Below are 25,873 nucleotides of genomic sequence, written 5' to 3'. Positions count from 1 at the left end.
AAACACACATAAAAAGTGTCTCTATTAAAATGCAAAATCCCGCTTTTCGCAAAGCGGGATTTCATTTTTCATTCTGAAATTATGTTTTAAACCGCAACTGGTGCCTTAATCGCAGGATGTGATTCATAGTCTACAATTTCAATGTCTTCAAATTTGAAATCAAAGAGATCTGTAATTTCAGGATTTAATTTTAATTGGCACAGTTCTAACGGGTCACGACTTAATTGGAGTTGCGCTTGTTCGAAGTGGTTGGCATATAAATGGGTATCGCCACCTGTCCACACGAAGTCACCGACACCTAGACCACAAACTTGTGCAATCATATGGGTTAATAACGCATAGCTTGCAATGTTAAATGGTACGCCTAAAAATACATCTGCACTGCGTTGGTAAAGCTGACAAGACAGTTTTCCATTTTGTACAAAGAATTGGAACAATGTATGGCATGGCGGTAAGGCAACATTGCCCGCTTCATTTGGATTCCAACCCGACACAATTAAGCGGCGTGAGTTTGGATTGGTTTTAATTTCATTCACAAGCCATTTAATTTGGTCAAACCCATCTTGCTCGTATAAACCATCCACTTTTTTGGTTGCGCCAAAATTACGCCATTGATGACCATAGACAGGACCCAGTTCGCCTTCAGGACGACCAAAACGTGCAGTTTGTTCCGCCGTTGACCATTCATCCCAGATTGAAACTTTGTTGTCCTGTAGGTATTTAACGTTAGTGTCACCTTTTAAAAACCACAACAGTTCAATCACAATTGAGCGGAAATGAACCTTTTTAGTGGTCAGTAAAGGGAAACCTTTAGAAAGATCAAAACGCATTTGATGACCAAATACAGAACGAGTCCCCGTACCTGTACGGTCGCCTTTATCGCCGCCGTTGTCGAGAATGTGTTGTAAAAGGTCTAAATATTGGCGCATGTCTCTCTCATAGTGGGTGAATTTCTTGAGGCACATATTAGCGTGTTTTTGATGTTGATGAAACAACTCGCAAGCATGCAAAAATGACAGATCTTTGATAGGTCGTTCTCAAATAAGTCTAAAGTGATGACTTTAAATTGATGCTCGATCAGGCTGTTTTTTTCTAATGGTGCATTATAAAGTTGATCATTTAAATGAGAGCGGAAGACGACTTTTGATGGCATTAATGATGCTGTACAAAGAATAACATTGTGATGGATTTTGCATTTTATCAGCAAAGAATTACTGCAAATGCTATGTAGATTTGATTAAAAATTAAACATGTTTTATTTTTTGTAATGACAATTTTAAGATTGAAAATAAGATTTATAAATTAAGAATTTAACTAATGTTTGACCTTGTTGGCTTAGTAAGCAATTAAGGCACTTTTAAGCTATTTGTTTAAGAAATCTTACATTTTTTACATGAAAAAACATTCTTTAGGGGTTACTATCACTGCCGTTATCAAATTTGAAGTGCCTCAAAATAAGGCAGGAGTGTGGGTTTTAGAATGGCTTATGATCACAACGTAAACTTGAGTGAAGTGCATGCTCCAGTTCAAGCAAACATCATAATTCGTTCTCAGTCTGGCAAAAATGCGGGAAGACCGAACAGCACAAAAGCTGAACAAAAATCATCCTCCAATGTGATTTCTAAAAATGGTCAGCGTATCGATATCGATCGTCTTACAGGATTTTTACAGGGCATTACCCGCCAATCGAGTACGCAAAAATGTGCACGCAGTGTGCGTTTGGCATTAGAGTCTGCGGGTGCTCGTTTTAATGGGCATCCTGTTGCTGCAGCAGATTGGGGTAGTACACTTCAAAAAATTGGTTATCAGAAAATTAACTTGTCTTTTGATCGTCCAAAGAAAGGCGACATTTATATTATTGACCGTAATCAAAGCAGCCGTTATGGGCACATTGCAGCATATTCAGGCAATGGCTGGGTGTCAGATTATCGTCAGTCTGGTTATGCGGTTTACCGTAATCCAAATGTCAAATATACCTATTACCGTTTGCAGCAGTAATCCCCCCAATTTCAGTTTCAATTGCTTTCACTTCATGAGATTAATATTCAATGCGAAGTGGTATGCGAATCAAGATTTTAATCAAAACGTTTCGCACGATGGCTATATATCGAGACAAGAAAAAATCCAATTAAAGTAAAACTGATACATTGCAGTACCAATAGGCCGTGCATTTCATTGGGTAAAAAATAGATTAAGCACAATAAACATAGAATAGGCAGAATAGCCAAACACCATTTCAATGCCTGTGGAAGCGCTTTGAGTTGATTTATTCTTAGTGTATAAAGCACATCAATCATTAAACCAATGACGAGGCAGAGTCCCACAAAAATGGGCGCTAATTGTGCTTGTTCTGAGCAGATAAAAATGAGAATACACGTGCCTATGCACAATATGAGTTTAATTTGGCGTGTGCAACGTTCGGAATACCAAAAATCTAGCATTTATGCCTTTCCGTCGTCATGCGTTAGATTATTTTTATTGAGCAGGGCAATGGGGGAAAGTAAGCAAATTGCCAATGCCATAAAGCCAATACCTTGTGCACCTGGAATTAGAATTTCACCATTATTCATGTTGATAAAGACCAAGGCAAGTAACAGCGCAATCGGAATCCAAGTGAGTAGGCGGTAGAGTAAGCCAGTCGGATTTTTTGAGGCAAAATGAATTTTGCAATAACGGCAAATCAAAAAAATCACACCAGTGCCTAAGAACATAAGTATGGCATCGAGTTTTAATGGCTCCATCCAATACAGCACACCTGTAAGTACCACCATTGCAATAAAAAATAAGACTTTCTTTACTACAGCAACCGTCGGATCGAACCAAAATTCAAGCATAAGTGTATGTTTATTGAAATAAGCAAACTAAACTTTAGCATAGTTCGAGCATTGAGTTCAGTGACTGTATTGAAGAGAAAATACAGCACATAAAAAAGCGAGGCATTGCCTCGCTAAATTTGCTTTTAATTAACTATTTTTTTGTGGGCCCCAGTCATATATTTTTTTCTGGTAGGCATACCACATCATCCATAGACCAATCAGAATCATTGGAATTGTTAAGAATTGTCCCTTACTCATCCAACCAATGAATAGTTGACCATTGTCCGGTTCACGGAAGAATTCCACGGTAAAGCGTGCAATACCATAACCAATCAGGAACAATGCTGAAACCGCAAAGCGTGGGCGCGGTTTAGAACTAAACCACCACAACACAATAAATAGAATTAAGCCTTCACACAACGCTTGGTAAAGTTGAGAGGGGTGGCGTACCAATTGCAGCGGATCTGTCGGAAATATCATGCCGAATGCAAAGTTTGGGTCGCTTACCGCACGGCCATAGAGTTCACCACCAATAAAGTTACCAATTCGACCAAACATTAAGCCTGTAGGGACACAGGGTGCAATAAAATCGAGGGTTTGAAACCACGTCATTTTGTATTTCTTACACCACAGCAGCATGGCGATCATCACACCCAAGAAACCACCATGGAAACTCATACCACCAGTCCAGACTTGGAAGAGCCAGAGGGGATTGGCAAGGAATTGCTCAAAGCCGTAAAAGAATACATAGCCAATACGACCACCAACAACCACACCCAAAGCACCGTAAAAAATCAGATCAGAGACCATTTCTGCTGTCCAACCACGCTGTTTAGCGCGGTAAGTCGCAAGCCCCCAAGCAAATAAAAATGCCAATAAGTACATCAGGCCATACCAGTGCACCTGTAAAGGGCCCAGTGATATCGCCACAGGGTCGATATTTGGATAAGTCAGCATTGCTGTTCCTTGTCATTATGTTTTGCACAGATTTTAGCTGAAAGCTTGGAAAAATGTTGTACATTCAATGTGTAAAGATTTTGAGAGTCTATTATGTGCATCGTGGCTTTTGCTTGGCAGGTGTTGGATGACACACCACTTTGTCTGATTTCAAACCGAGATGAGTTTTACCAGCGCCCCACTGCAAGTTTGCAACAATGGGCGGATAGTCCAATTATTGCGGGACAAGATTTGCAGTCAGGTGGTACTTGGATGGGGATTACGGCAAGCGGTCGGTGGGCCATCGTAACTAATTTTCGAGATGGACAGGATAAGAAGACGTATCCGACTTCGCGTGGCGAGCTGATTCAACAGTATTTAGAATCTACACAAACACCGATTCGTTTTGCCCAAGACTTAGAAAAAAAGCAATGTGACTATGCCGGCTTCAATTTATTTGTCGGTGATCGTCAGCAAGCGGTGTATATGAGCAACCGCGGAGAAGCACCGCAAGTGTTGGCTAAAGGGGTCTATGTCACTTCCAATGGATTAATGACCGAACATTGGGAAAAGACCCGCCATTTGCGTAAGCGCTTTACGCAAGAATTATTGCCGATGCTGCAAAGTCAGCAACCGAAGTACGATATCGATGCGGCAGCTTGGGATATTTTGGAAGATGAGCGAAAAATCATTCCTGAGCTTTTACCTAATACGGGCATTCAGCCGGAAATGGAACATTTGCTATCGTCTACCTTTATACAAAGTCCAGTGTACGGTACGCGTTGCTCCAATTTACTCTGTATGGGAACTTCACAGTGGCACTGGCAGGAAAAGCAGCAGCAAGGCGTACAACAAGGACAGATTACTCAAATTGGACTAGAGCTACAGCCATAAAAAAATGCCAACAATTTGTCGGCATTGGTTGTTAGGCTTTAGGTCTATTTAGCTGGCTTTTGGTTTTTCTTGAACGGTTTCACCTACAATCACGCCACCATCCTTACGTGTAATAACCACTGTTGCAGAACGTGGACGCGACTTCGCAGATGGATTCGTCTGTGAAGCAGGCCAATGGCTGCTTGGCTCGGCATAAGATACTGAATCCTCACCAGGATGCTGTACATTAATGAAAATCGCCTTGTAATCGGGTGTCATGGTTACACCTGTGATTTCACATTCCTTTGGACCTGTAAGGAAGCGGCGTAATTTTTCATCATTGATTTGAGCACCCACAATGGTTTCTTGGCCAGACGAAGTTGTTGCTTTCGCACCATCACCAACTTGACCAGGAAGTGCAGCTAGCATCATGCAGTTGGTGGTATCGGTGTAAGCACCGTCATCCGTTTGAATCCAAAGTACGCCACGAGGGTCGAACCACATGCCATCAGGTGAAGATAGATCATTGTTATCATTCAGACCAGACAGGTTAATGTTGCTGGCCATTTTTGCTTCAGCACCAAATAGGTAGATATCCCAAGTGAAGCTGCTTGCAGTGGTGGTATCACCATCTTCACGGAAACGGATAATATGCCCATTGACATTACCTTTACCACCTTCTGGGTCGGTATAGTTTCGTGGATTGGCAGCATCTAGCGCATGAGTCGTGCCGCGATTCGAGTTATTGGTTAAGGTCACATAGACTTCGCCATTTTCAGGGTTAACGGCTACCCATTCTGGACGATCCATTTTTGTTGCACCAACAGCATCAGCAGCTAAGCGAGCAAATGTTAGTACATCAGCTTGTGAGCTAAATGGATATACAGAATTAGTTTGATTCAACCCATTCACGTTGTAGCTTAACTCGATCCATTGACCCTTACCATCATTGCTGAACTTGGCAACATAAAGCTTGCCATTGTTCATGTATTTATCACCAGCGGTGTAACCGCCATTGATGTCTTTATTGCTCCACTTTTGATCTGATACAAATTTGTAGATGTATTCACCACGTGAATCATCGCCCATGTAAAAAGCGAGGTTGTCATCTTCACGTAAACGGCTTGCACGGCAATCTTCGTGGGCAAAACGTCCAAGTGCTGTACGTTTTACTGGATTTTCACGACGGTCAAATGGGTCGATTTCTACAATCCAGCCAAAGGTATTTGGCCCATTTCGGTAATCTTCGCTGCTTTGTGTAGCAAGAGCATTGGCAGACCAACGGTCAAATAAATCCTGTGATTCAGTATTTGCAATCGCTGTTTCCCAACCGTAGCGTGAATTTGCACCTGCTTTTAAACCATAACGGTTCAAAGCGATGATTTCCTCAGGCTTACGTTTTGCATCATCTTCTTTGCTTCGAGCAAAGTAACCAATAAAGTTTTCCTCGGTCGTTAAGTACGTGCCCCAAGGAGTGTAGCCATTACCACAGTTGTTATGTGTGCCACGTGTCTGTAGTCCATTACTTGAAAACTTGGTGCTGACTAATGTTGAACCTGCAACAGGACCTTTAAAATCCATGAGTGTTGATGCTGTGATACGACGGTTAAAGACCGAATTTTGTACCAATGCAACAGCTTGTGATGTTTTATCTTTTTTTAGTTGAATGATGGATACACCGTGTGCATTCATTTCACGGATTACTTCGTCTTCAGGGCGTCGGCCTTCAGGCTTTGTTGGACCTTGTGGGTGTAGGAACGTTGGGTTGATGTACTCATGGTTCATGACCAATAAGCCATGTTCAGATTGCTTTGGATCATAACGTCCAGAGCTGGTGTTGAGTCCAAAAAAACTCATACCATCATGACAGTCGCCCGAACGGAACTGAAAACTTGGACCTGAAGGAATGTTATTGTCATCCCAAGCTGGATAGGCTGGATTAATTGAATCCCCCAAAGCATACAGTACATTGGCCTGATAACCTTCTGGCACAGTCACAATGTCGTCTAAATTTTTATTCACTGGTTTAAAGTTAAATGTGCTTGGCTTTTGATTTGGATCGACGGTAGGCGGGGTCGTGTTGTTATTGTTTGAGTCATTGTCATCATTACAGCCGCTGAGTGACGAAGCAAGCGCTAAGGCAACTGCGCCGCTTGCAGTTTTTGCAATTAGGCTACGGCGGCTAATACGTTGTTCTAAAATGTCACGGAAATGAATATTGTTCGACGTGTTGTTATCAAGTTCTTGATCTTCGTTATAAGGCATGTTTGTCATGAAAAAATCCTGGCAAAATTTTGCTGGGTGAATAGAAGTTCTAAACAAACTATCGAGCAAATATGACAGGGTCTTGAAGTTTATATTGCAAACAGATGAAACTCGCTTACAGAGCAAAGCTGATTTATGGTTTAAAAAGAAAAAGGCAGTGTCAGCTGCCTTGAGTTGTAATCGATTAAAATACGATAGTGATTATTAAGTACTCGTCGTATTGCTTCGGCGCTTTTCTAAAATTTTTCCAAAAAATAGCCCTAGTTCAAATAGCATCCACATGGGCACAGCCAACATAATCATTGAAAGTGCATCGGGTGGGGTAGCGAACATTGCAACAAAAAAGCAGCCCACAATAATAAAACGGCGTTTTTCGACTAAGGTTTGTGTTGAGACCACACCTATTAAAATTAAAATTAAGGTAATTATTGGAATCTCAAAAGTCAGGCCAAAAACTAAAAACAGCTTTAAGCAGAAACTCAGGTAACTGTTGATGTCTGTCATGGGCGCGACGGTATCAGGCGAAACACTTATAAAGAAATGTAAGATGGATGGCAGCGCGACGAGATAAGCAAAGCTAATGCCTAAATAAAATAGACTAATGCTGCCAACCAACAAGGGTATGGCGAGATGTTGTTCTTTTTCGTATAGCGCAGGCTTTACAAAGGCCCACAGCTGATAAATCACAAAAGGCATGGCTAGCATTAAAGCGACGAAAAAATTTAGCTTAAATGGCGCCATAAATGTTGCTGTGACATCCGTTGCAATCATGGATGAACTGACAGGAAGTTGCGCACGTAGTGGCGCTGACATCCATTGATAAGTTTGATTTGCAAAGGGTAAAAGGCAAAAGAAGAGCAATAAGATCAGGGCAGTAATTTTCATCAAATGACGACGTAAAATGACCAAATGACGCGTGATCGGCATTTCTTCTAAATCAGGAATGCTATTGCTGTGATTGTTGCCCGAGTTATTCAGCGATAGATCCGTCATACTGCCACCTTAAAGTCTTGTATTGTATTGCGTGTCGTTAATCTAGAACGTGAATCCACATAAGAATATTGAAACTGTGCTTGGCGTATCATTAAATGATGCCCTTGAACCTGCTCAATATAATGATAACGAGGGGATGTATTTTTATTCTCAGGTGCGACTGCTACTTGTTGTTTTACTGCAGTCAGTTCTATGGGGTGTTGCGATTGTTGAAACTCATTCATTTGCGCTTGCATACGTGCTTCAAGTTGCTGAATACGCTGCATTTCTTTTTGCATTTCTTCTCGCAATTCCGACATGCGTAATTCGCGATCGATATCGGTTTGTACATTACTAATCAAGCGTTTGATTTTGCCATACCATTTGGCTGCAAAACGCGCACCTTCAGGCAGTTTTTCCGGACCGAGTACCAGTAATGCAATAATGGCAAAACACAGCAGCTCGGTCATTCCAATATTTAGCATGTGTCAGCTCTCGACAGTTAGCTTTTAACCGAGCTTTCAGTTTTAACTTGGGCATCAATGGTACGCGGTTCTTTTAAAGCGGTTTCTGTTTCATCATCGCGTACAGATTTTTTAAAATCTTTCACTGCCCCGCCAACATCTTTACCTAGGTTTTTGAGTTTTGATGTACCAAATAATAAAATCACTACAATCGCGAAAATCAGTACATGCCAAATTGATAATCCAGCCATCTTATTATCCTCTTATTCATCTTCAGCACATTTCAGCAGTTTGATGTGACAGGGCTGTGACTAGAATATTGCAGTTTAAAGACAGGCGGCACGGTTTGGCATTCAGTGTTAAGATGCTTTGAATCATTGATAAAGCATGAGGTTGGTGCGGTGGCATTTCTACTCCCGATATTTGGTTTTTTATGCGGACTAGGATTAGCCTCAATCTCTGGAACATCTTCTCTTAAAACGATATTTTCAAGTGTATTAGCACGCTGTTTTATTCCAATCGTTATTATTTACAACATGGTGTTTTATCAGGCCGGTAGTTTGGCATTAATGCTCTTTAGTTTTAGTGTTGCCATCATTATGTTTTATTTATTTCGATGGTTACTCAAAGACAGTTTGCGTGCATTATGTGTCAGTTACTTAAACTTAGCTTGGCTAGGGTTTCCTTTTGCACTGGCATTGTTTGGTCCAGAAATTAGTGCAGCGATGGTTGCACTTTATGTCGGTGGTTCAATCTTTGGCAATATGTGGGCAGTGACTGCTGTGAGTTCAGCACAGTTGCCTTGGCAAAATATTGTAAAAAAAGTTGCGATGTCGCCACCCGTTTTTGCGTTGATCATCGCTGGGCTTTGTCGTTTAGCAGGCTTACAACATGTATCAGAACATCAATTTCTAGATGTGATTCATCAAATTGCTAAAGTGGGGATGAGCTTCACGGGAATGTGTGTCTTGGGTATGTGGCTTCGAATTACACGTGTGCAATGGATCGACTTAAAACATAGTAGCCAAATTTATTTGATGAAAATCTTTGTTGGAATTGTGATTTGCAGTATCAGCTATTTTTATCTTCCTATACCCAATATTGAGCAAAACATTGGTGTGATGTTTATGCTGTTCTGTTTACCACCTGCGGCAAACATCGTAGCTTTAGAGACACATTACCAAGGCACGGGTGTTTCGGCACGATATATTGCTTCAGGGACAATTCTAAGTGTCTGTCTGATTAGCATTTATGGATTGATCTTACATCTACTAAAATAATAGTTTAGCTAAAGCTTTTGCAATGGATTGCGTTTTGGTCATGCGAATTTCAATCTTTTCAGAATTAGATTGAATTGATGCTTTTACGAATTTGCCAATCACGAATGAGCGCATAAATGATGGCAAGTCCGATCAGGCCTGGAAAGCCAATTTGTCCCTGTGACAAATTGACGATAATTGAGAGGGCAATCACAGCGGCAATAATGAAATATGTGGTACGAAAGCCTGAAGTTAAAGGGTATATAACTTTTTCATGGCAATGGGGAAAATCAAGTTTTTGAAAACCTAAAAAAGAGCGCTCAGGGATTTCTTTAAATTGATGCTGACAATGTGTGCATTGAACATGTATTGCTTGAAGTGCCATGAAAGACCTATTATTTTTATATAAATGGAGGTAATTATTGAGCAATAGATTACCTCCAAATTAAATTATTTCAAGCTGTCTTTGAACAGTTTCATTGCTTGACCACGGTGACTAATTTTATTTTTTTGTTCTTTCGATAATTCAGCACTTGATACATTGAGTTCTGGTAACCAAAACAGCGGGTCATAGCCAAAACCATTTTCACCACGTGCTGCCTCCATCACTTCACCAGTCCAAATACCTTGGAAAATTTGTGGGAGTGGGTCTTCTGCATGTTGTACCAATGCTAAAACACAAACGAACATGCCTTCGATGACTTCGCCTTCTTTACGAAGTGGTTTGAGGTCTGCGAGTAATTTACTGTTATTGGCTGCATCATTGCCATGTTCACCTGCATAGCGTGCAGAGTATATGCCTGGTGCACCGCCCAATACTGGTACGCAAATCCCTGAATCATCAGCAATCGCAGGTTTACCCGAAATTTTAGAAGCATGACGGGCTTTAATAATGGCATTTTCGACAAAGCTTAAACCGTCTTCAATGGCATCTTCAATATTAAGTTTGCCTTGTGGCACGACTTCAACAGGCAGATTCAGTTCCGCAAACATTTTTTCGAATTCTGCGATTTTGCCTTTGTTGTTGCTCGCCAGAACCAAAGTTCCTTGTGATAACCAATCAGTTGAAGCCATGTGAAAATGTACCTTAAAACGAAATTTAGGACTATTTTAGCAAGATGTAGATTCAGGCAGGCAATAAAAAAGCACCCGAAGGTGCTTTTTATAGATTCAAAACTTATTGAGCTTGAATCCATTTGTCGGCACGGTCACGTGCTTGACGAATTTGGTCTTGGCTTAAGTTGGCAGCCAAAGCGGTTTTCTTACCTTCCGATAAGCTAATTACTTTGTTGTCGAGCATGCCATCACGGGTAGATAGCTCATACCATTGGTACGCACCCATATAGTTTTTCTTTTGCTCTTCCATCATGGCTAAGTTGAAGCTCGCACGGTTATCACCACGGCTAGCCGCTTTTTCAAAGTATTGACGCGCCAAAGTTTCATCTTTTTTTGTGCCAATACCATCCGCCAACATACGGCCAACATTTAATTGAGCCGCAGAAAGGCCTTGGTCCGCAGCAGCTTTGTACCAAGCAAATGCTTGGCGCTCATCTTTGCTAACGTCTTTACCTTGTTGGTACTTGGTGCCTAAGTAAAACTGTGCACCTGCTTGGCCTGATTTCGCAGCTTTAGTTAGGCTATTGATATCCATAATTGAATATTGTGCAGCTTGGCTAGAAACTGAAGATGATGGAGCAACATAATCCGCATGGGCTTGTATGCTAAAAAGTCCAATCAGTAGTGTCGTGCTTAATAATAATTTTTTCATAGAGCGCTCACTCGATAAATTGCGACTTCACCAAATAGATTTGGGAGACGTTTACTCAGTAAACTGTCTTGTTGATCCCCATTCACGGCAAGTCGGTTAATAATCCGGATGTTATTTTCAGCACACAGCGCTTCAAAATCGCGGAAAGTACATAAATGAATGTTGGGCGTGTTATACCACATATAAGGTAACGCGTCCGAAACCGGCATCATTCCTTTCAAAGCAAGGAAAGATCGCGTCTTCCAATGCGCAAAGTTCGGAAAAGTAATGATCGCTTGTTTCCCCACACGCACCATATCACGTAAAAGAACGTCAGGTGCATCTACAGCTTGCAAGGCTTGTGCCATAACCACATAGTCGAAAGACTGGTCGGCAAAACGACTTAAACCTAAATTTAAGTCCTGCTGGATGATATTTAACCCGCGACTGACCGCAATTGCAATCTTTTCTTGATCAATTTCTAATCCATATGCACGAATATTGTGCTTTTTACTCATATGAGCAAGCAGTTCACCATCACCACAACCCAAGTCGAGGACGCTTGAATCCGGCTTAATCCAACGTTCAGCAAGTTGATGATCAATACGCATTAGTTGCTCTCCTTCGCAGTTGTTTTGAGATGTTCTTCACCGCCCAGGAAGGCACGTAAAGTTTTCACATACAAAGGAATAGGGAATAAGAAAGAGTCATGACCTTGTTCTGCTTCAATATCCACATAACTTACAGGTTTATGATTGCTGATTAATGCATCCACAATTTCTTGCGAACGTTGCGGAGTAAAGCGCCAGTCTGTTGTAAAAGACACCAACAGGAATTTACATTTGGTATTGGCCATGGCCTTTTTCAAAGACTGTTCGTATTCACGAGATGGATCAAAGTAATCCAATGCTTTGGTCATAATGAGATAGGTGTTGGCATCAAAGTTACGGCTAAATTGTTCACCTTGATAACGCAAATAGCTTTCAACTTGGAACTCAACATCGAAACCATACATAAATTTGCCCGACTTTAAGTCACGACCAAATTTTTGTTTCATCGCTTCTTCAGACAGGTAGGTGATATGACCGACCATACGTGCCAAAATCAACCCACGTTTTGGATAGCTATCATTTTCTAAATAGCGACCATCATGGAAATCTGGATCAGATAAAATTGACTGACGCGCCACTTCGTTGAAGGCAATGTTCTGTGCAGATAATTTTGGGGCACTGGCAATGATTACACATTTATGCAAGCGCTCTGGGTAGTCCACAGACCATTGTAACGCTTGCATGCCACCCAGTGAGCCACCAATAATCGAATACCAAACATCAATTCCTAAACGGTCAGACAACATGGCTTGGGTTTTGACCCAGTCACGAACTGTCACCAGTGGAAAATCAGGGCCATAAGGGCGGTTGTCATTTTCAGGGTTTGGTGATGTTGGACCTGTAGAACCGCTACAGCCACCAATATTATTTAGCGCAACCACAAAGAATTTTGAAGTATCAATGGCTTTGCCTGGGCCAATACATGAATCCCACCAACCTGGTTTTTTATCATCTTCATGATGATAACCTGCGGCATGGTGATGGCCTGAAAGCGCATGACAAATCAAAATCGCGTTGGATTTATCTGCATTGAGTTCGCCATAAGTTTCAACCATGAGTTCAAAACGCGGGAGAATGCGATCACATTCGAGCTCTAACGGCTCTTCGAAAATGAACTTTTGTGGGGTAACTAAGCCCACTGAGTCGTTTGGAAAAGACACAGGAAATATTCGCCTTAAATCTTTAGTATGAATAATAAAAGGATACCACTTGAGGGTATCCTTCTAAAGTCATTTTAGTGCTATTTATTATTGCTATTGCTTATACCGCAGCAGCCATCACTTGCTCAGTGCTCAAAACACCTTGCTCGATCAAACGGTTAGTACTAGCAATAATTGCTTCAATCGATGCAGTGACAATGTTGTCATGTACCCCAGCACCAAATGCTGATTTACCAGTGCCTTTCACTTGAATCTCAACCAATGCCAATGCTTTTGCATGTGCACCAGAGCTAATGCTACGTTCTTCATAGCTTAAAACATCAATTGGTAACTGAAGTGCATTCAAAATAGCAGAGATTGGACCATTGCCTTCACCGCGCAATTGTTGCGTTTCACCATTTACTTCGATGTCTAATTCAATGACTTGTTTGCCATTTTCATCGTGTAAACGATAATTTTTCGCTGCGTAATGTGAGTCTTTTGCAGCAACATAGGTTTCTTTGAATAAAGACCAAATTGCTTGCGCTGAAATCTCAGTACCTTGTTCATCCGTTTTTTGTTGCACAATTTGCGAGAATTCAATTTGAATACGGCGTGGCAACACAACGTTGTAATTCGATTCTAACAAATACGCAATACCACCTTTACCAGATTGTGAATTGACACGAATTACAGCGTCATAATCGCGGCCCAAGTCTTTAGGGTCGATTGGTAAGTAAGGCATATCCCACATTTCTTCGTTCTTTTGGAACTCGAAACCTTTTTTGATGGCATCTTGATGCGAACCAGAGAATGCGGTGAAGACCAAGTCACCAGCATATGGGTGGCGAGGGTGTACAGGCAAACCTGTGCATTCTTCAATTGTTGAGATAATTTCGTTAATGTTAGAAAAATCTAAGTTAGGTGCAACGCCTTGGGTATACATGTTTAATGCAATTGCTGCGACGTCTACGTTACCTGTACGCTCACCGTTACCGAAGACACAACCTTCAACACGGTCAGCACCTGCCATGATCGCCAATTCAGATGCTGCAATACCACAGCCTCGGTCATTATGACAGTGCACAGAAATAATTACCCCGTCACGACGTTGTAAATTACGGTGCATCCATTCGACTTGGTCGGCATAGACATTTGGACCTGACACTTCAACGGTTGCTGGTAAATTCAAGATCACTTTGTTCTCAGGAGATGCTTCCCAAATTTCAGTGACAGCATCACAGACATCTTTCGCAACTTCTAATTCTGTTGCAGTAAAACACTCTGGACTGTATTGGAATACAAATTCAGTTTCAGGCTGTTTTGCTGCATATTCTTTGACTTTAGTTGCAGCATTGATCGCCAATTGTTTAGCGCCCTCAACGTCCACATTCAACACTTTATTGCGGAATGTTGGCGAGTTTGAGTTATATATATGCACGATTGCACGTTTTGCACCTTGTAGCGATTCAAAAGTACGTTGAATCAAATGATCACGTGCTTGAACCAATACTTCGATGTAAACATCATCAGGAATATGACCACCTTCAATCAACAAACGGGTAAAATCGAAGTCGATTTGAGATGCAGAAGGGAAGCCGATTTCAATATGTTTGAAACCAATTTTCACAAGCATTTGGAACATTTTGAACTTTTGTTCAATGTTCATTGGCTCAAAGATCGCTTGATTACCGTCACGTAGGTCGGTACTCATCCAGATCGGCGCTTTATTGATTTCGTTGTTTGGCCATTGACGGTCTGGTAAGTCAACACGTTGGTACATGCGACGGTATTTTTTGCTTGGATCTGCCAACATCATGTGAAAACTCCTTAGATAGTACCGTGAGCAAAATGTCGTGGATAAACGGCAGGTACTACTTATATAGATTGTGTCTATTCTAGCAATTTACAAGTTTAATTTCGGAGTCATTAGTCGAAAGTCTGAAAAATCCTTTAGGATTCGCATGACTTAGCTTTACCGCAGAGCTTGTAAATGTATAACTAAATATTAGTCTATATATTCCGGAAATAATTTCCTAAATTTGCGTCAGTCACGCATAACGGGAAAATATTTTTCTATAAAAACACTATTTTTGAAAAATATAATCTTCATTGATCTCATCGATGGTAGCTGTTCCCATCAACGCCATGGTAATTTCAAATTCTTCTTTTAATATTTTCAGCACATGCGCCACGCCTAAAGCACCGGCCGTAGCCAAACCGTAAATGCATGGGCGCCCCACCAATACTGCAGCTGCACCTAAAGCAATGGCTTTAAATACATCAGAACCACGGCGAATACCGCCATCATATAAAACTGGAAAATCGGCAGGCACGACTTTTTTAATGAGTTGTAAGGCCGTGAGTGGAGCAATACAGCCATCTAAAACGCGACCACCATGATTCGACACAATAATCCCTTGCACGCCATGTTGTAGTGCTAACTTGGCATCGTGAGGACTAACAATGCCTTTTAAAATAATTGGTAATGAGGTGTTTTGACTGAGCCAAAGGATATCCGCCCATGTTGGTGCGATTTTCATCAAGCCATTAAAAACGGGATGATCACCGTCTTTTAATTCGGGTAGGGGAATATGGGCAGGCGTATGCGGATGCTGCATACCTTCAGGCAAATGGAAAAAAACGCGGCGTTCACGATCGCGAATACCGGTATGTGGAGAGTCTACCGTCACCACGATGGCTTTAAACTGCTGAGCTTCAGCCATTTTAACGAGGACTAAGGATTTTTCACGTTCACCTTGCCAATACAACTGAAACCATTTGTACGGATTGTCTTGTTTTAAAGTCCGCATATCAGTATTGGTGAAAGTACTGAGAATCATATTGCTCCCCAAAACCTCTGCGGCGAGTGCAGTTGCTGCCTCTGCTTCCGGGTGGAATTGTTGCTGGTGTCCGATGGGTGCGACAAAAATTGGATGCGGAAACTGTTGCCCTAAAATTTCACACGCTGTATGGCCTTGGGTTAAGTCCTTAAGCATGCGCGGCAGTAGTTGAATGTGTTCAAATTGAGACAAATTTCCAAGCACACTATGTTCATCCATCGAACCGCCTTGCAAGTACTGCCACACCATGTTGGAAAGGTGTTTTTCAGCCTCGACTTCATAATCTGCAATCGTTTGCAAATGCGCTGGAATTTGAGTCAATGGAGCTAGAACGGTTTCAGTGTGCATAGTTTTTCTATTCTTAATAGCAAAATGTCTTAAAAGTTAAGAAGTCTTAAAGGTAAATTTATGAAAATGCTAATTTAAATTTCAGCCCATTTACGAAGTAGGTTGTGATACAGACTGGTTAGTTTGACCACTTCTGCATGTGCATCTCCCAACTCCATACGCAAATTTTGAATGCTTTGGTCAAGATTGAACAGCATATGGCGATCTGCATCATCTCGAATCATACTTTGTAGCCAAAAAAATGAAGCGATGCGGCAACCCGCAGTCACAGGTGTCACTTCATGCACACTGGTCGATGGATATAAAATCATATCGCCTGCAGGCAGTTTAACTTCGTGATAACCATAGGTATCCTCAACGACGAGTTCACCGCCTTCATATTCCTCAGGTTCACTTAAAAAAATCGTGCAAGATAGATCAGTGCGAATGCGTTTATTGCTGCCGTGTATCCAGCGAATTGCGTTATCGACATGAAAACCAAAAGTCTCGCCATTTTCATAACGATTAAAATAGGGAGATAAAATGTTTAAAGGGAGGGCCGCCGAAGTGAACAGGGCATGGTGTGATAGTTCATGCAAAATGATATCGCCCAAATGCTGGGTGAGCGGATGTTCAACATCGAGTTGCTGATTATTTTTTACATTTTTTGAGAGCGAACCGGTGGTATTTTGCCCATCAATCCATTCCACCTTTGCCATTTCAGTGCGGAAGTATGTGACTTGTTCTTTGCTCAATACATTTGGGATATGGTGAATCACAGCCTGACCTTTTGAAAATGTAATGTTTTTATGCTTTGATCATATACAAAAATAGCCTCTATGAAGAGGCTATTTAGGATAAATCCCATAAAATATTTATGGGATTTTATTTTAAAACCAGTATTTAAACTTAGTATTTAAAGTTTAAAGAAAGTACTGCACTACGGCCTTCAGCTTCTGCAGCATAGTGAGAAGAATATGCTTTGCTGAAATAACGTTTGTCAGAAAGGTTATTTACATTCAACTGTAAGTTAACATTTTTGTCGATTTCATAGCGAGCCATAGCATCATAGCGTACATAGCCGGGTACAAACTTAGTATTAGCAGTATTGCCATAGACTTTATCAGAAGCTATAGCGCCACCACCAATCGTCAACTGTGGTAATACTTTATAAGTAGTCCACAATGTCGCACTGTTTTTAGCCATTTGCGGTAACTTATTGCCTTTATCGCTGCTGTTGTAAGCAACTTCTGTTAACTCACTATCTAAATAGCTATAGCCTGCCGCTACAGCCCATTTATCCGTAATATTACCGTTTAAGCCCAATTCAAAACCATCAACTTTACTTTCACCGACATTGGCAGAAGTATTTGCATCAATTGCAACACGTGTATTTTGTTTTTCAGTACGGAAAATTGCCGCAGTCACATTTGCACGTTTATTAAAAATGTCCCATTTTGTGCCAATCTCATAAGTACGTGCTTTTTCTGGGTCTAGATCATTGATTGATGCTGAGTTACCAGAACCAATAGAATCATTACCGTCGCCATCGCCTGCATTGATCCCGACTGGGCTTGCTGAAGTCGCATAACTTGCATAAATTGCACCATTTTCAGTTGGTTTGAAGGTCAGACCTGCATTCCAACTCCAGAAATCGGTGTTGCTTTCATATTTAGTGCCTGCAGGAATTTTAACTGCAGAAGCACCACGGCCTGAGGTGCCTTCTTTATTATACAGTAGCTCAGTATCAAATTTATCCCAACGAGCGCCAAGATCTAATAACCATTGAGGGTTAATTTCAATGTTATCTATAAAGTAAATACCTGTAGTTTTTGTCGTTTGAGTCGTTTTTGCTTTATTCGCAGCAATTGAACCTAACCAAGCATCTTTAGAGTTTGGATTGTTGGTTGAAGTGCACCAGCCGTTTGGGTTGGTAATTGTACAAGCACCTGAAGCGATACTTCCGCCAATTTGTGCGGTATTCGGATCAGTTATATCATAGCCGCCAACATCTGTTTCTTGGTTGCTATATTCTGCACCTAAATTAAAACGATGACTCAAAGATCCAGTGTTGAATTTGCCTGCCAAGTACAGTTGATCGCCCCATGTATTACTATCGGTAATACGTGAGTTCGCACGACGCCAAATGCCTTTATCTTTCAGCTGACCAGTAGTTGTATCAATGAAGTTACCTTGAGAGTCATCTGGTTGAGTCCAGAGATAATCATTTTTAGATTTTGAATACGTCGTTACATTTGAAATTGTTAGATCATCAGTTAGATCATGCTCTAGTTTAATTGTACCAATTTGGTTTTCTTGCTTTTGAAAATCGCGGTCTTTCCAACCGTAATAAACACCTTGAGGTACATCAATTGGTTTTCCATTGCCATTTAAATTAAAGTTCGGATTAGTAGATCCAAATGGATTGTTATATGGAACACCTGAGTCAGGAAGATCATCAGTTTTTAAATAGTAATAGCTTAAAGTTGCACGTGTTGGTGTATCTAGGCCAAAAGTAATACTTGGTGCGATACCTGCACGCTTATATTCTGCGCCGTCATCACCTTGCCCAGCTTTATTGTTGTGGTGACCCATTACTGCAACGCGAGCAGCAATGCCATTACCAAAATCTTTATTTCCGTCTAAAGTAATACGTTGATAATCATCAGTACCTGCACCAACAGAACCTTCTAAAGAATCACCTTTTTTAGCGACTTTAGAGATCATGTTAATGCTACCACCAACTGAACCGCCACCGCCAAGAGTAGAAGCGGAACCTTTAGTGACTTCAACTTGTTCGATTGCAAACATTTCTCGGTTCTGTGATGTTCCACCACGTACGCCATCTACGTAAATAGAGTTTTCAGAGGTATAACCACGAATAAATGGACGGTCTCCATTTGGGTTGCCACCTTCACCAGCACCTAGGGTAATACCAGGTACATTACGTAAAGCATCGCTTAAAGTTGTAACTTGAGTATCTTCCATCAATTGCTTAGAAATAACAGAAACTGATTTTGGTGTATCAAGTAGAGGAGCAACAAATTTAGTATTCGCTGATTTATCAACTTTTAAGCTCGGTGCTTTTTCAGCGACAACTTCTTGGTTAATGGTTGGAAGTTGAGTTGTTTGTTCTTGTGCAATTGCATTTGCTGCAATTGCAGATAAAGAAGATGCAATTGCTGAAGAAACAATTTTCTTACGTGTTTTAATGAAGGCCATTTCGAACCCAATTTCGAATAGTGAATTTGTATGCGAATAATAATGATTCTTATTTTGTCTTACATCTTTATGTAATTGTAAATCACGATAGATAATCATATTGTGATAGTCCTACTTAATGTAATGATATAACAAGTACATATTAAGGTTATGTTTTTATTTGATATTGATAAAATAATGATTGCGTTGCTTTTTTATTGAGATTTTAAATTTTCTAAAAAAAGCGCTACTTCGTGAATTAAATATGAATAATTTGTATTTTTATTTATAAATAAAAAAAACCTGCCGAAGCAGGTTTTTTAGTTTCATTTTTTATCAGTACTGAAAGTTAGAAATCGTAAGAAATTGATAGCCAGTAGTTACGACCAGCTAAGTAAGTTCCAGCCATTGAAGAACCTATAGTCATGTAGTCATAGTACGACGTCTCTACATTTTGGCTATTGATATAAGTTCCATTGCTTGTGAAGTCTTTATCTAATAAGTTATTTACAGAACCATTGATACGAATGTTGTCATTAAGGCTATAACTTGTACCGAGGTTAAATAAATTATACCCCTTCAACTTATTGCCAGTTGCAGCGTAAATGATACCAGCATCACCAGCAGTTTGGACTGTACTATAACGTTTACGATCTGATTTATACTCATGCTGTAACCAAACATCGAGTGAAGGATTAATATGCCAAGTAGATGTCATATTAAAAGCATTTTTGGGTACGTTATTTAGGTACGAGCCTTTATTTTCACCTTTAGTAATTTCACTTTCCATATAGGTATATGCGGCTTTAATATCCCATTCTGGAATTATACTGTATTTCAAACTTAGCTCAATTCCCTTTGTTTCAGCTTCATTTGCATTGATACTTTGAGAAAAGCTATCTTGTGTGATGTGAGAACCGTAGCTAACACAACCTGCTTGGTTTGGATTATTTTCAGAGAAGCAGTTCCAAATATCTGGGCCATCAGTAATTAGGTTTTCAATTTTATTGTAGAAAGCTGTTGTTGTTAGATCAAAACTGCCTTTGTTAAAATTAAAACCTAATTCATAGTTGGTTGATTCTTCAGGTTTGAGATTAGGAGAGCCTACACCAAAGATAGCGCCTTGCCCGCTCACACTTATTACTCCATCATGTAAGGCTTTAGCTGATGGGGCTTTGTAACCTGTACTCACACCACCTTTCAGGGTTAGATTTTCATTGGTGTTCCATACTAAATATGCACGGGGGCTAAATTGACCACCAAAACCAGAGTGATCTTCAAAACGGCCACCCAAGGTTAAAGCAAGGCTGTCCAGTAGGCGCCATTCATCTTCAGCATAAAATGACAAAGAATCCTTTTTGAATTTTGAACCCATTCCAGCAATATCATCAGCAATTTCTGCTTCTTTATATTCGGCACCTACAGTGATTTTATGATCAGCAATAGGCATGACAATATGTGTATCAGCAACAAAATCAGTATTTTCTAAAGTACGATCTGCGCCACCATTTGCATTAGAAGGGAAGGTATTACGTGGAATAGTACGACCTACAGTTTCTGTAGTTGTGTGGCTAACATACGAAGACCATTTGCCAAACTCGTAGTTGCCTTCATGGCCAGCAGAAATTTGGTCACGGTTAAACTCTAATTCATCTTTATAACCATTGGCACGGCCAGGAATATCTTGTGTACCTAAACGGTTATCATCATTTTTATAATTTTGGCTTGAGTGGAAACCATCAATCCAAAAACTATTACTATCATTTAAGTTAAATGATAATTTACCGCCAAAGTCATAAATATCTGATTCGCTTGGACGTGGGTCACGGCCAGAAGTCCCAGGAATACGTTCTGACTTTTGACGATCTAAGTAAGAACCACGAATTTGTAAACCTAATCGTTCATTAATTAATGGGCCATTCAATACAAAACTAGTTTTTGCAGAATCAGCTTCTTCACTATTTTCCATAACATTACCACTTACTGTAACGTTACCTGACCATGTGTCAGAAACTTTTTTGGTAATGATATTGATTACACCACCCATTGCCTCTGAACCATAGCGAGTAGCCATTGGACCACGAATCACTTCAATACGCTCAATTGCAGCAAGTGGTGGTAAATAACCATTTGATGATTCACCAAAACCGTTTGGTGTTACGTCTGATGACGTTGTTTGGCGACGTCCATCAATTAAAACTAAGCTATAGTCATTACCTAGACCACGCATTTTTACGTTTAGCCCTGATGTTTTACCTATGCCATCGCGAATGTCTATACCGGGAACATCAGCCAATAAATCGGCAATACTAGACGCATTTTTCTTCTCAATATCTTCTTTAGTTACAACACTTATAGAAGCAGGTGCATTCTTAATTTTTTGCTCAAAACCTGCTGCAGACACGACAATTGTTTCCATTTGCTGTGTTGTTGTTTCGGTGTTTTGAGCATGACTAAGTGCGGATGTCGCAGCCACTACCCCAAGTAAAGCCGCTGAAATAGGATTGAGATTAAAGTTACTCATAATAGAATTCCAAAAATGGACGAGATAAAAATATGAAAATGAATATAAATCAAACATCAAGAATAATAGTGAGAAAGTTTCTCATTTTCAATAATTAATCAAAAAAACATCAATATTATTCTTTAAAAAGCTATCAGACGTACGAAAAGAAGGGAGCGCATCGATAGGGTATATAGTGCTATAATCGATTTTTGTATATATTTAAATGTTGTCATATAATGTGGCACTTTTTTTTAAACTGTTAATTAACAAAATATCGAGGAAGCCATGCAAGTAACTTCTGAAGCGGTTTCGGGCGTTGCCCGTCGTTTAACTGTATCTGTACCGACGAGCCGTGTTAACGAGCAATTTGAAGCTCGCTTGAAACGCACTGCCAAAACTGTGAAGATCAACGGCTTCCGTCCAGGTAAAGTGCCTGTAAACGTTGTACGTCGTGAATACGGTGCTGGTATCTATCAAGAAGTTGTGAACGACGTTATTCGTGACACAGTTTTTGAAGCAATCCAACAAGAAAAAATCAACGCTGTTGGTATGCCAAACATCGACAAAACTGAAATGAAAGACGACGCTTTAGTTTTTGAAGCAACTGTTGAAGTTTATCCAGAAGTTGAAGTGAAATTCGAAGGTCTTGAAGTTGAACGTAAAGCAACTGACGTAAGCGACAAAGACGTTGACACAATGCTTGAAAATCTTCAAAAGCAACGTGCTTCATGGGCTGAAACTAAAGGCATGGCTAAGAAAGACATGCAAGTAACTTTCGACTTTGAAGGTACTGTTGATGGTGAGAAGTTTGAAGGCGGCGCTGCTGAAGACTTTAAACTTGTATTGGGTTCAGGTCGTATGATCCCTGGCTTCGAAGACGGCATCGTTGGTATGAAGAAAGGCGAAGAGAAAGTTATCGACGTAACTTTCCCAGAAGATTACCAAGCTGAAAATCTTGCTGGTAAAGCTGCTCAATTCAAAATCACTGTTAAGCTTGTTGAAAAACAAAAACTTCCAGAAATTGATGCTGAATTCCTTAAAATCTTCGGTTTAACTGAAGAAGAAGGCGTTGAAAAACTTAAAGCTGACGTTCGTAAAAACATGGAACGTGAAGTGAAAAATGGTCTTCGTAACCAAGTGAAAGGTGCAACTTTTGATGCGCTTGTAGCTGCGAACGAAGTTGAAATTCCAGAATCTATGCTTGCTCAAGAAATTGACCGTCAACGTCAACAAATGATCCAGCAATTCACTCAACAGTTTGGTGCTCAAGGTGCGAAAGCATTTGACTCAAGCATGCTTCCAGATGAATTGTTCAAAGAACAAGCTGAAAAAGCAGTAAAACTTGGCGTATTAGTAAGCAAAGTATTGGCTGATGCTAAACTTGAAGTAGATGCTGCACGTGTTGATGCTTATATCGAAGATATGGCTTCTTCTTATGAAGATCCTAAAGAAGTAATCGAATACTTCAACAACGATAAACAGCAACGCGCTCAAATCGAATCAGTAATTTTAGAAGACCAAGTTGTAGATTACATCTTAGCTTCTGCTAAAGTAACTGACACTAAAGTTAGCTATGAAGACTTATTGAAAGAGCAACAAGCTCGTCAACAAGGCTAATTACTAGCTCTGTAAAAAAAGGCGCATTATGCGCCTTTTTTTATCGCTGCAAGCCCTTACATAAGTTGTCCTAATTTCACAATGCATATGAAAAAAATATCTGTTATTTAATTGGGAATCTTTTGCAATTTCGACAAATATCCCTCATATTGTGATTTATGGGTTGAGTCAGAAAAATTTAGGAATAAATAACGTATGTATGTTCCAACAATTGAAAACGCACTAGTGCCAATGGTAGTTGAGCAATCTTCTCGTGGTGAGCGTTCTTTTGATATTTACTCACGCCTTTTGCGTGAACGTGTGATTTTTTTAACCGGTGAAGTAGAAGATAACATGGCGAACTTAATTGTTGCGCAAATGTTGTTTTTAGAAGCTGAAAACCCAGACAAAGATATTCATTTATATATCAATTCACCAGGTGGTTCGGTGACTGCAGGTATGGCAATTTACGATACTATGCAATTTATTAAACCGGATGTTGTGACTTACTGTATGGGTCAAGCTGCATCAATGGGTGCTTTCCTGCTGAATGCTGGAACCAAAGGTAAGCGTTACTGTCTTGAAAATGCCCGTGTCATGATTCACCAACCGCTCGGTGGTTTCCGTGGTCAGGCATCGGATATTGAAATTCACGCACGTGAAATTCTATTTATTAAAGAACGTTTAAATCGTTTAATGGCTGAGCACAGTGGTCAAGACTATGAAACTGTTGCTCGCGATACTGACCGTGACAACTTTATGACAGCACAAGCTGCTAAAGAATATGGTCTAGTGGATGAAGTTTTATCTAAACGTCCATAAGTTTTAAAGAATTAATTATTGGAGTGAATATGTCCGAACATCCTCAAGGACAAAAACATTGTTCATTTTGCGGTAAAACGCAGTCTGAAGTCGGGAAACTGATTGCAGGTGAGGACGCGTACATCTGTAATGAGTGTGTGGACGTATGTCTTGACCTGGTTCAAACCAGTCAACAAGTTGAAACCAATGACTGGGCGACTCGACCGCTTCCAAAGCCGCATGAGATTCGTGCTGCGCTCGATCAATATGTGATTGGTCAAGATGTTGCGAAAAAGACTTTGTCTGTTGCGGTTTATAACCACTATAAACGTCTCAAAGTCGGTACAAGTGGCAAGAAACCAGAAGATGGTGTTGAGATTTCAAAAAGTAACATCATGTTGGTTGGACCGACAGGTTCAGGGAAGACATTACTTGCTCAAACGCTTGCGCGTCTTCTTGATGTTCCATTTGCTATGGCAGATGCAACAACATTAACTGAAGCAGGTTATGTGGGTGAAGATGTTGAGAACATTGTTCAAAAGCTTCTCCAAAAAGCTGATTACGATGTAGAAAAAGCCCAAAAAGGCATCATCTATATCGATGAAATCGACAAAATTACCCGTAAGTCTGAAAACCCATCGATCACACGTGATGTGTCAGGTGAAGGCGTACAGCAAGCATTGCTGAAAATGATTGAAGGCACGGTTGCCTCAATTCCTCCTCAAGGTGGTCGTAAGCATCCGCAGCAAGAATTCATTCAGATTGATACCTCGAACATCTTGTTTATTTGTGGTGGTGCATTCTCAGGTCTTGAGAAAATTGTGCAACAGCGTCAAGAAAAAGGTGGTATCGGCTTTACTGCTGAAGTGCGTAAAAAAGATGAAACGAAGAAGTTATCTGATTTGTTCCGTCAAGTTGAAGCGACTGACTTGGTAAAATTTGGTTTAATTCCAGAATTTATTGGTCGTTTGCCTGTCATTGCAACTTTGGATGAGTTAGATGAAGACGCATTGATGCAAATTCTAACAGAGCCAAAAAATGCTTTAACTCGTCAATATCAATACCTATTCGACATGGAAAATGTAGATTTGGTTTTTGAGGATTCAGCACTTCGTGCTGTGGCGAAAAAAGCATTGGATCGTAATACAGGTGCACGTGGTCTACGTTCTATCTTGGAAAATTCATTGCTTGAAACCATGTATGATTTACCAAGCCGTAGTGATGTAGGCACTGTTGTTGTTAATGAAGCGGTAATTAATGGTGAGGCTGCGCCTGAATTTAAAGCAGAGCGTCAACCTAAGAAAACCGAAGAAGTAGCACCGAAGTCAGATTTAAAAGTTGTAAATACTAAATCAGCTTAATCGCTATTCGTCTGAAACGTGTGTAAATCTCAGATTTGCACACGTTTTTTATTTCCAAAAATAAAAGGGCAATGTTAATCTCAGCGAGAAGGCGTGGATGCCTGACTATCAAAATTTAAAACAAGATATGTAAAATAAAAAGCACGCAGTGAGGGA

Annotated in this window: 24 protein-coding genes; 6 read left to right on the top strand and 18 right to left on the bottom strand. The window is 40.4% G+C overall.

All coding sequences use genetic code 11. The features are described from left to right. Positions 1 to 86: 86 nt before the first annotated feature. Positions 87 to 929, bottom strand: a complete 843-nt coding sequence (gene thyA / locus A9J31_RS07840; RefSeq protein WP_067763722.1) for a thymidylate synthase — start codon at positions 927 to 929, stop codon at positions 87 to 89. Between the two features lie 550 nt (positions 930 to 1,479). On the opposite strand from thyA, the gene A9J31_RS07835 reads away from it, so the two are divergent. After that, positions 1,480 to 1,998 (top strand): peptidoglycan amidohydrolase family protein, encoded by a 519-nt coding sequence (locus tag A9J31_RS07835; RefSeq protein WP_067763719.1) that lies wholly within the window; start codon positions 1,480 to 1,482, stop codon positions 1,996 to 1,998. Between the two features lie 77 nt (positions 1,999 to 2,075). Here A9J31_RS07835 and A9J31_RS15405 read toward each other — a convergent pair whose 3' ends face one another. The 3 genes from A9J31_RS15405 to lgt form a co-directional block, all read right to left on the bottom strand. Then, complete coding sequence (locus A9J31_RS15405; protein ID WP_081410294.1) at positions 2,076 to 2,441, bottom strand: hypothetical protein; 366 nt, start codon at positions 2,439 to 2,441, stop codon at positions 2,076 to 2,078. Further along, positions 2,442 to 2,834, bottom strand: a complete 393-nt coding sequence (locus A9J31_RS07830) for a hypothetical protein (protein ID WP_067763716.1) — start codon at positions 2,832 to 2,834, stop codon at positions 2,442 to 2,444. Between the two features lie 129 nt (positions 2,835 to 2,963). After that, entirely contained in the window at positions 2,964 to 3,773 is an 810-nt protein-coding gene (gene lgt, locus A9J31_RS07825) for a prolipoprotein diacylglyceryl transferase (RefSeq protein ID WP_067763713.1), read from the bottom strand. Positions 3,774 to 3,866: 93 nt separating this feature from the next. On the opposite strand from lgt, the gene A9J31_RS07820 reads away from it, so the two are divergent. Beyond that, on the top strand, positions 3,867 to 4,646 hold the full coding sequence (locus A9J31_RS07820; protein ID WP_067763710.1) for an NRDE family protein: 780 nt from the start codon (positions 3,867 to 3,869) through the stop codon (positions 4,644 to 4,646). 48 nt (positions 4,647 to 4,694) lie between these two features. On the opposite strand, the gene A9J31_RS07815 is transcribed toward A9J31_RS07820, so the two are convergent. The 4 genes from A9J31_RS07815 to tatA form a co-directional block, all read right to left on the bottom strand. Next, a complete protein-coding gene (locus A9J31_RS07815) occupies positions 4,695 to 6,899 on the bottom strand; it encodes a PhoX family protein (RefSeq protein WP_067763707.1) in 2,205 nt (734 codons plus the stop codon). 195 nt (positions 6,900 to 7,094) lie between these two features. After that, positions 7,095 to 7,883 carry a twin-arginine translocase subunit TatC gene (gene tatC, locus A9J31_RS07810; protein WP_067763704.1) on the bottom strand — a complete coding sequence of 263 codons (789 nt, stop codon included), beginning with the start codon at positions 7,881 to 7,883 and terminating at the stop codon, positions 7,095 to 7,097. Then, on the bottom strand, positions 7,880 to 8,347 hold the full coding sequence (tatB, locus tag A9J31_RS07805) for a Sec-independent protein translocase protein TatB (RefSeq protein ID WP_067763701.1): 468 nt from the start codon (positions 8,345 to 8,347) through the stop codon (positions 7,880 to 7,882). The genes tatC and tatB overlap by 4 nt, the downstream gene beginning before the upstream one ends. A 17-nt stretch (positions 8,348 to 8,364) precedes the next feature. Further along, positions 8,365 to 8,577 carry a Sec-independent protein translocase subunit TatA gene (gene tatA / locus A9J31_RS07800; protein WP_067763698.1) on the bottom strand — a complete coding sequence of 71 codons (213 nt, stop codon included), beginning with the start codon at positions 8,575 to 8,577 and terminating at the stop codon, positions 8,365 to 8,367. A 150-nt stretch (positions 8,578 to 8,727) separates the two neighbouring features. Between tatA and A9J31_RS07795 the strand changes: the two genes are divergently transcribed. Then, positions 8,728 to 9,606, top strand: coding sequence for an AEC family transporter (locus A9J31_RS07795; RefSeq protein WP_067763695.1), 879 nt, complete (start codon positions 8,728 to 8,730; stop codon positions 9,604 to 9,606). Positions 9,607 to 9,670: 64 nt separating this feature from the next. Here A9J31_RS07795 and A9J31_RS07790 read toward each other — a convergent pair whose 3' ends face one another. From A9J31_RS07790 to A9J31_RS07745, 10 genes are all read right to left on the bottom strand, one after another. Then, positions 9,671 to 9,970 carry a hypothetical protein gene (locus tag A9J31_RS07790; RefSeq protein ID WP_067763691.1) on the bottom strand — a complete coding sequence of 100 codons (300 nt, stop codon included), beginning with the start codon at positions 9,968 to 9,970 and terminating at the stop codon, positions 9,671 to 9,673. A gap of 65 nt (positions 9,971 to 10,035) precedes the next feature. Continuing rightward, positions 10,036 to 10,659 (bottom strand): RdgB/HAM1 family non-canonical purine NTP pyrophosphatase, encoded by a 624-nt coding sequence (gene rdgB, locus A9J31_RS07785; RefSeq protein ID WP_067763688.1) that lies wholly within the window; start codon positions 10,657 to 10,659, stop codon positions 10,036 to 10,038. Positions 10,660 to 10,762: 103 nt separating this feature from the next. After that, complete coding sequence (locus A9J31_RS07780) at positions 10,763 to 11,353, bottom strand: tetratricopeptide repeat protein (protein ID WP_067763685.1); 591 nt, start codon at positions 11,351 to 11,353, stop codon at positions 10,763 to 10,765. Then, complete coding sequence (gene metW, locus A9J31_RS07775) at positions 11,350 to 11,943, bottom strand: methionine biosynthesis protein MetW (protein WP_067763682.1); 594 nt, start codon at positions 11,941 to 11,943, stop codon at positions 11,350 to 11,352. Before metW ends, A9J31_RS07780 begins: the two co-directional genes overlap by 4 nt. After that, positions 11,943 to 13,103, bottom strand: a complete 1,161-nt coding sequence (gene metX, locus A9J31_RS07770; protein WP_067763680.1) for a homoserine O-succinyltransferase MetX — start codon at positions 13,101 to 13,103, stop codon at positions 11,943 to 11,945. Before metX ends, metW begins: the two co-directional genes overlap by 1 nt. A 100-nt stretch (positions 13,104 to 13,203) precedes the next feature. Beyond that, complete coding sequence (gene leuA / locus A9J31_RS07765; protein WP_067763677.1) at positions 13,204 to 14,901, bottom strand: 2-isopropylmalate synthase; 1,698 nt, start codon at positions 14,899 to 14,901, stop codon at positions 13,204 to 13,206. A 268-nt stretch (positions 14,902 to 15,169) separates the two neighbouring features. Continuing rightward, positions 15,170 to 16,273, bottom strand: coding sequence for an alpha-hydroxy acid oxidase (locus A9J31_RS07760; protein ID WP_067763674.1), 1,104 nt, complete (start codon positions 16,271 to 16,273; stop codon positions 15,170 to 15,172). Between the two features lie 74 nt (positions 16,274 to 16,347). Then, positions 16,348 to 17,031 carry a Fe2+-dependent dioxygenase gene (locus tag A9J31_RS07755; protein ID WP_067763671.1) on the bottom strand — a complete coding sequence of 228 codons (684 nt, stop codon included), beginning with the start codon at positions 17,029 to 17,031 and terminating at the stop codon, positions 16,348 to 16,350. Positions 17,032 to 17,161: 130 nt separating this feature from the next. Further along, a complete protein-coding gene (locus A9J31_RS07750) occupies positions 17,162 to 19,474 on the bottom strand; it encodes a TonB-dependent receptor (protein WP_067764137.1) in 2,313 nt (770 codons plus the stop codon). 328 nt (positions 19,475 to 19,802) lie between these two features. Beyond that, the gene (locus A9J31_RS07745; RefSeq protein ID WP_067763668.1) at positions 19,803 to 21,977 is read right to left on the bottom strand and encodes a TonB-dependent receptor domain-containing protein; all 2,175 of its coding nucleotides are present in this window, start codon (positions 21,975 to 21,977) and stop codon (positions 19,803 to 19,805) included. A gap of 267 nt (positions 21,978 to 22,244) precedes the next feature. On the opposite strand from A9J31_RS07745, the gene tig reads away from it, so the two are divergent. From tig to clpX, 3 genes are all read left to right on the top strand, one after another. Then, positions 22,245 to 23,576 carry a trigger factor gene (gene tig, locus A9J31_RS07740; RefSeq protein ID WP_067763665.1) on the top strand — a complete coding sequence of 444 codons (1,332 nt, stop codon included), beginning with the start codon at positions 22,245 to 22,247 and terminating at the stop codon, positions 23,574 to 23,576. Positions 23,577 to 23,771: 195 nt separating this feature from the next. Then, positions 23,772 to 24,377: an ATP-dependent Clp endopeptidase proteolytic subunit ClpP gene (gene clpP, locus A9J31_RS07735; RefSeq protein WP_067763662.1), complete on the top strand. Its 606-nt coding sequence runs from the start codon at positions 23,772 to 23,774 to the stop codon at positions 24,375 to 24,377. A gap of 29 nt (positions 24,378 to 24,406) precedes the next feature. Beyond that, positions 24,407 to 25,717, top strand: a complete 1,311-nt coding sequence (clpX, locus tag A9J31_RS07730) for an ATP-dependent protease ATP-binding subunit ClpX (protein WP_067763659.1) — start codon at positions 24,407 to 24,409, stop codon at positions 25,715 to 25,717. Positions 25,718 to 25,873: the final 156 nt, after the last annotated feature.

Source organism: Acinetobacter gandensis (genome assembly GCF_001678755.1).
GTDB classification, from domain to species: domain Bacteria; phylum Pseudomonadota; class Gammaproteobacteria; order Pseudomonadales; family Moraxellaceae; genus Acinetobacter; species Acinetobacter gandensis.
The sequence above is the reverse complement of the archived record's forward strand: the minus strand, read 5'-3'. Positions and strand labels throughout refer to the sequence as shown.

Bases quoted from the DNA above. Each gene is read 5' to 3' on its own strand.
- A9J31_RS15405 (WP_081410294.1), bottom strand. From the start codon at position 2,441: ATGCTAGATTTTTGGTATTCCGAACGTTGCACACGCCAAATTAAACTC.
- A9J31_RS07815 (WP_067763707.1), bottom strand. From the start codon at position 6,899: ATGACAAACATGCCTTATAACGAAGATCAAGAACTTGATAACAACACG.
- tatA (WP_067763698.1), bottom strand. From the start codon at position 8,577: ATGGCTGGATTATCAATTTGGCATGTACTGATTTTCGCGATTGTAGTG.
- rdgB (WP_067763688.1), bottom strand. From the start codon at position 10,659: ATGGCTTCAACTGATTGGTTATCACAAGGAACTTTGGTTCTGGCGAGC.
- lgt (WP_067763713.1), bottom strand. From the start codon at position 3,773: ATGCTGACTTATCCAAATATCGACCCTGTGGCGATATCACTGGGCCCT.
- A9J31_RS07835 (WP_067763719.1), top strand. From the start codon at position 1,480: ATGGCTTATGATCACAACGTAAACTTGAGTGAAGTGCATGCTCCAGTT.
- clpX (WP_067763659.1), top strand. From the start codon at position 24,407: ATGTCCGAACATCCTCAAGGACAAAAACATTGTTCATTTTGCGGTAAA.
- A9J31_RS07745 (WP_067763668.1), bottom strand. From the start codon at position 21,977: ATGAGTAACTTTAATCTCAATCCTATTTCAGCGGCTTTACTTGGGGTA.
- tig (WP_067763665.1), top strand. From the start codon at position 22,245: ATGCAAGTAACTTCTGAAGCGGTTTCGGGCGTTGCCCGTCGTTTAACT.
- thyA (WP_067763722.1), bottom strand. From the start codon at position 929: ATGCGCCAATATTTAGACCTTTTACAACACATTCTCGACAACGGCGGC.
- A9J31_RS07750 (WP_067764137.1), bottom strand. From the start codon at position 19,474: ATGGCCTTCATTAAAACACGTAAGAAAATTGTTTCTTCAGCAATTGCA.
- A9J31_RS07820 (WP_067763710.1), top strand. From the start codon at position 3,867: ATGTGCATCGTGGCTTTTGCTTGGCAGGTGTTGGATGACACACCACTT.
- clpP (WP_067763662.1), top strand. From the start codon at position 23,772: ATGTATGTTCCAACAATTGAAAACGCACTAGTGCCAATGGTAGTTGAG.
- leuA (WP_067763677.1), bottom strand. From the start codon at position 14,901: ATGATGTTGGCAGATCCAAGCAAAAAATACCGTCGCATGTACCAACGT.
- A9J31_RS07830 (WP_067763716.1), bottom strand. From the start codon at position 2,834: ATGCTTGAATTTTGGTTCGATCCGACGGTTGCTGTAGTAAAGAAAGTC.
- tatC (WP_067763704.1), bottom strand. From the start codon at position 7,883: ATGACGGATCTATCGCTGAATAACTCGGGCAACAATCACAGCAATAGC.
- tatB (WP_067763701.1), bottom strand. From the start codon at position 8,347: ATGCTAAATATTGGAATGACCGAGCTGCTGTGTTTTGCCATTATTGCA.
- A9J31_RS07780 (WP_067763685.1), bottom strand. From the start codon at position 11,353: ATGAAAAAATTATTATTAAGCACGACACTACTGATTGGACTTTTTAGC.
- A9J31_RS07790 (WP_067763691.1), bottom strand. From the start codon at position 9,970: ATGGCACTTCAAGCAATACATGTTCAATGCACACATTGTCAGCATCAA.
- metW (WP_067763682.1), bottom strand. From the start codon at position 11,943: ATGCGTATTGATCATCAACTTGCTGAACGTTGGATTAAGCCGGATTCA.
- A9J31_RS07760 (WP_067763674.1), bottom strand. From the start codon at position 16,273: ATGCACACTGAAACCGTTCTAGCTCCATTGACTCAAATTCCAGCGCAT.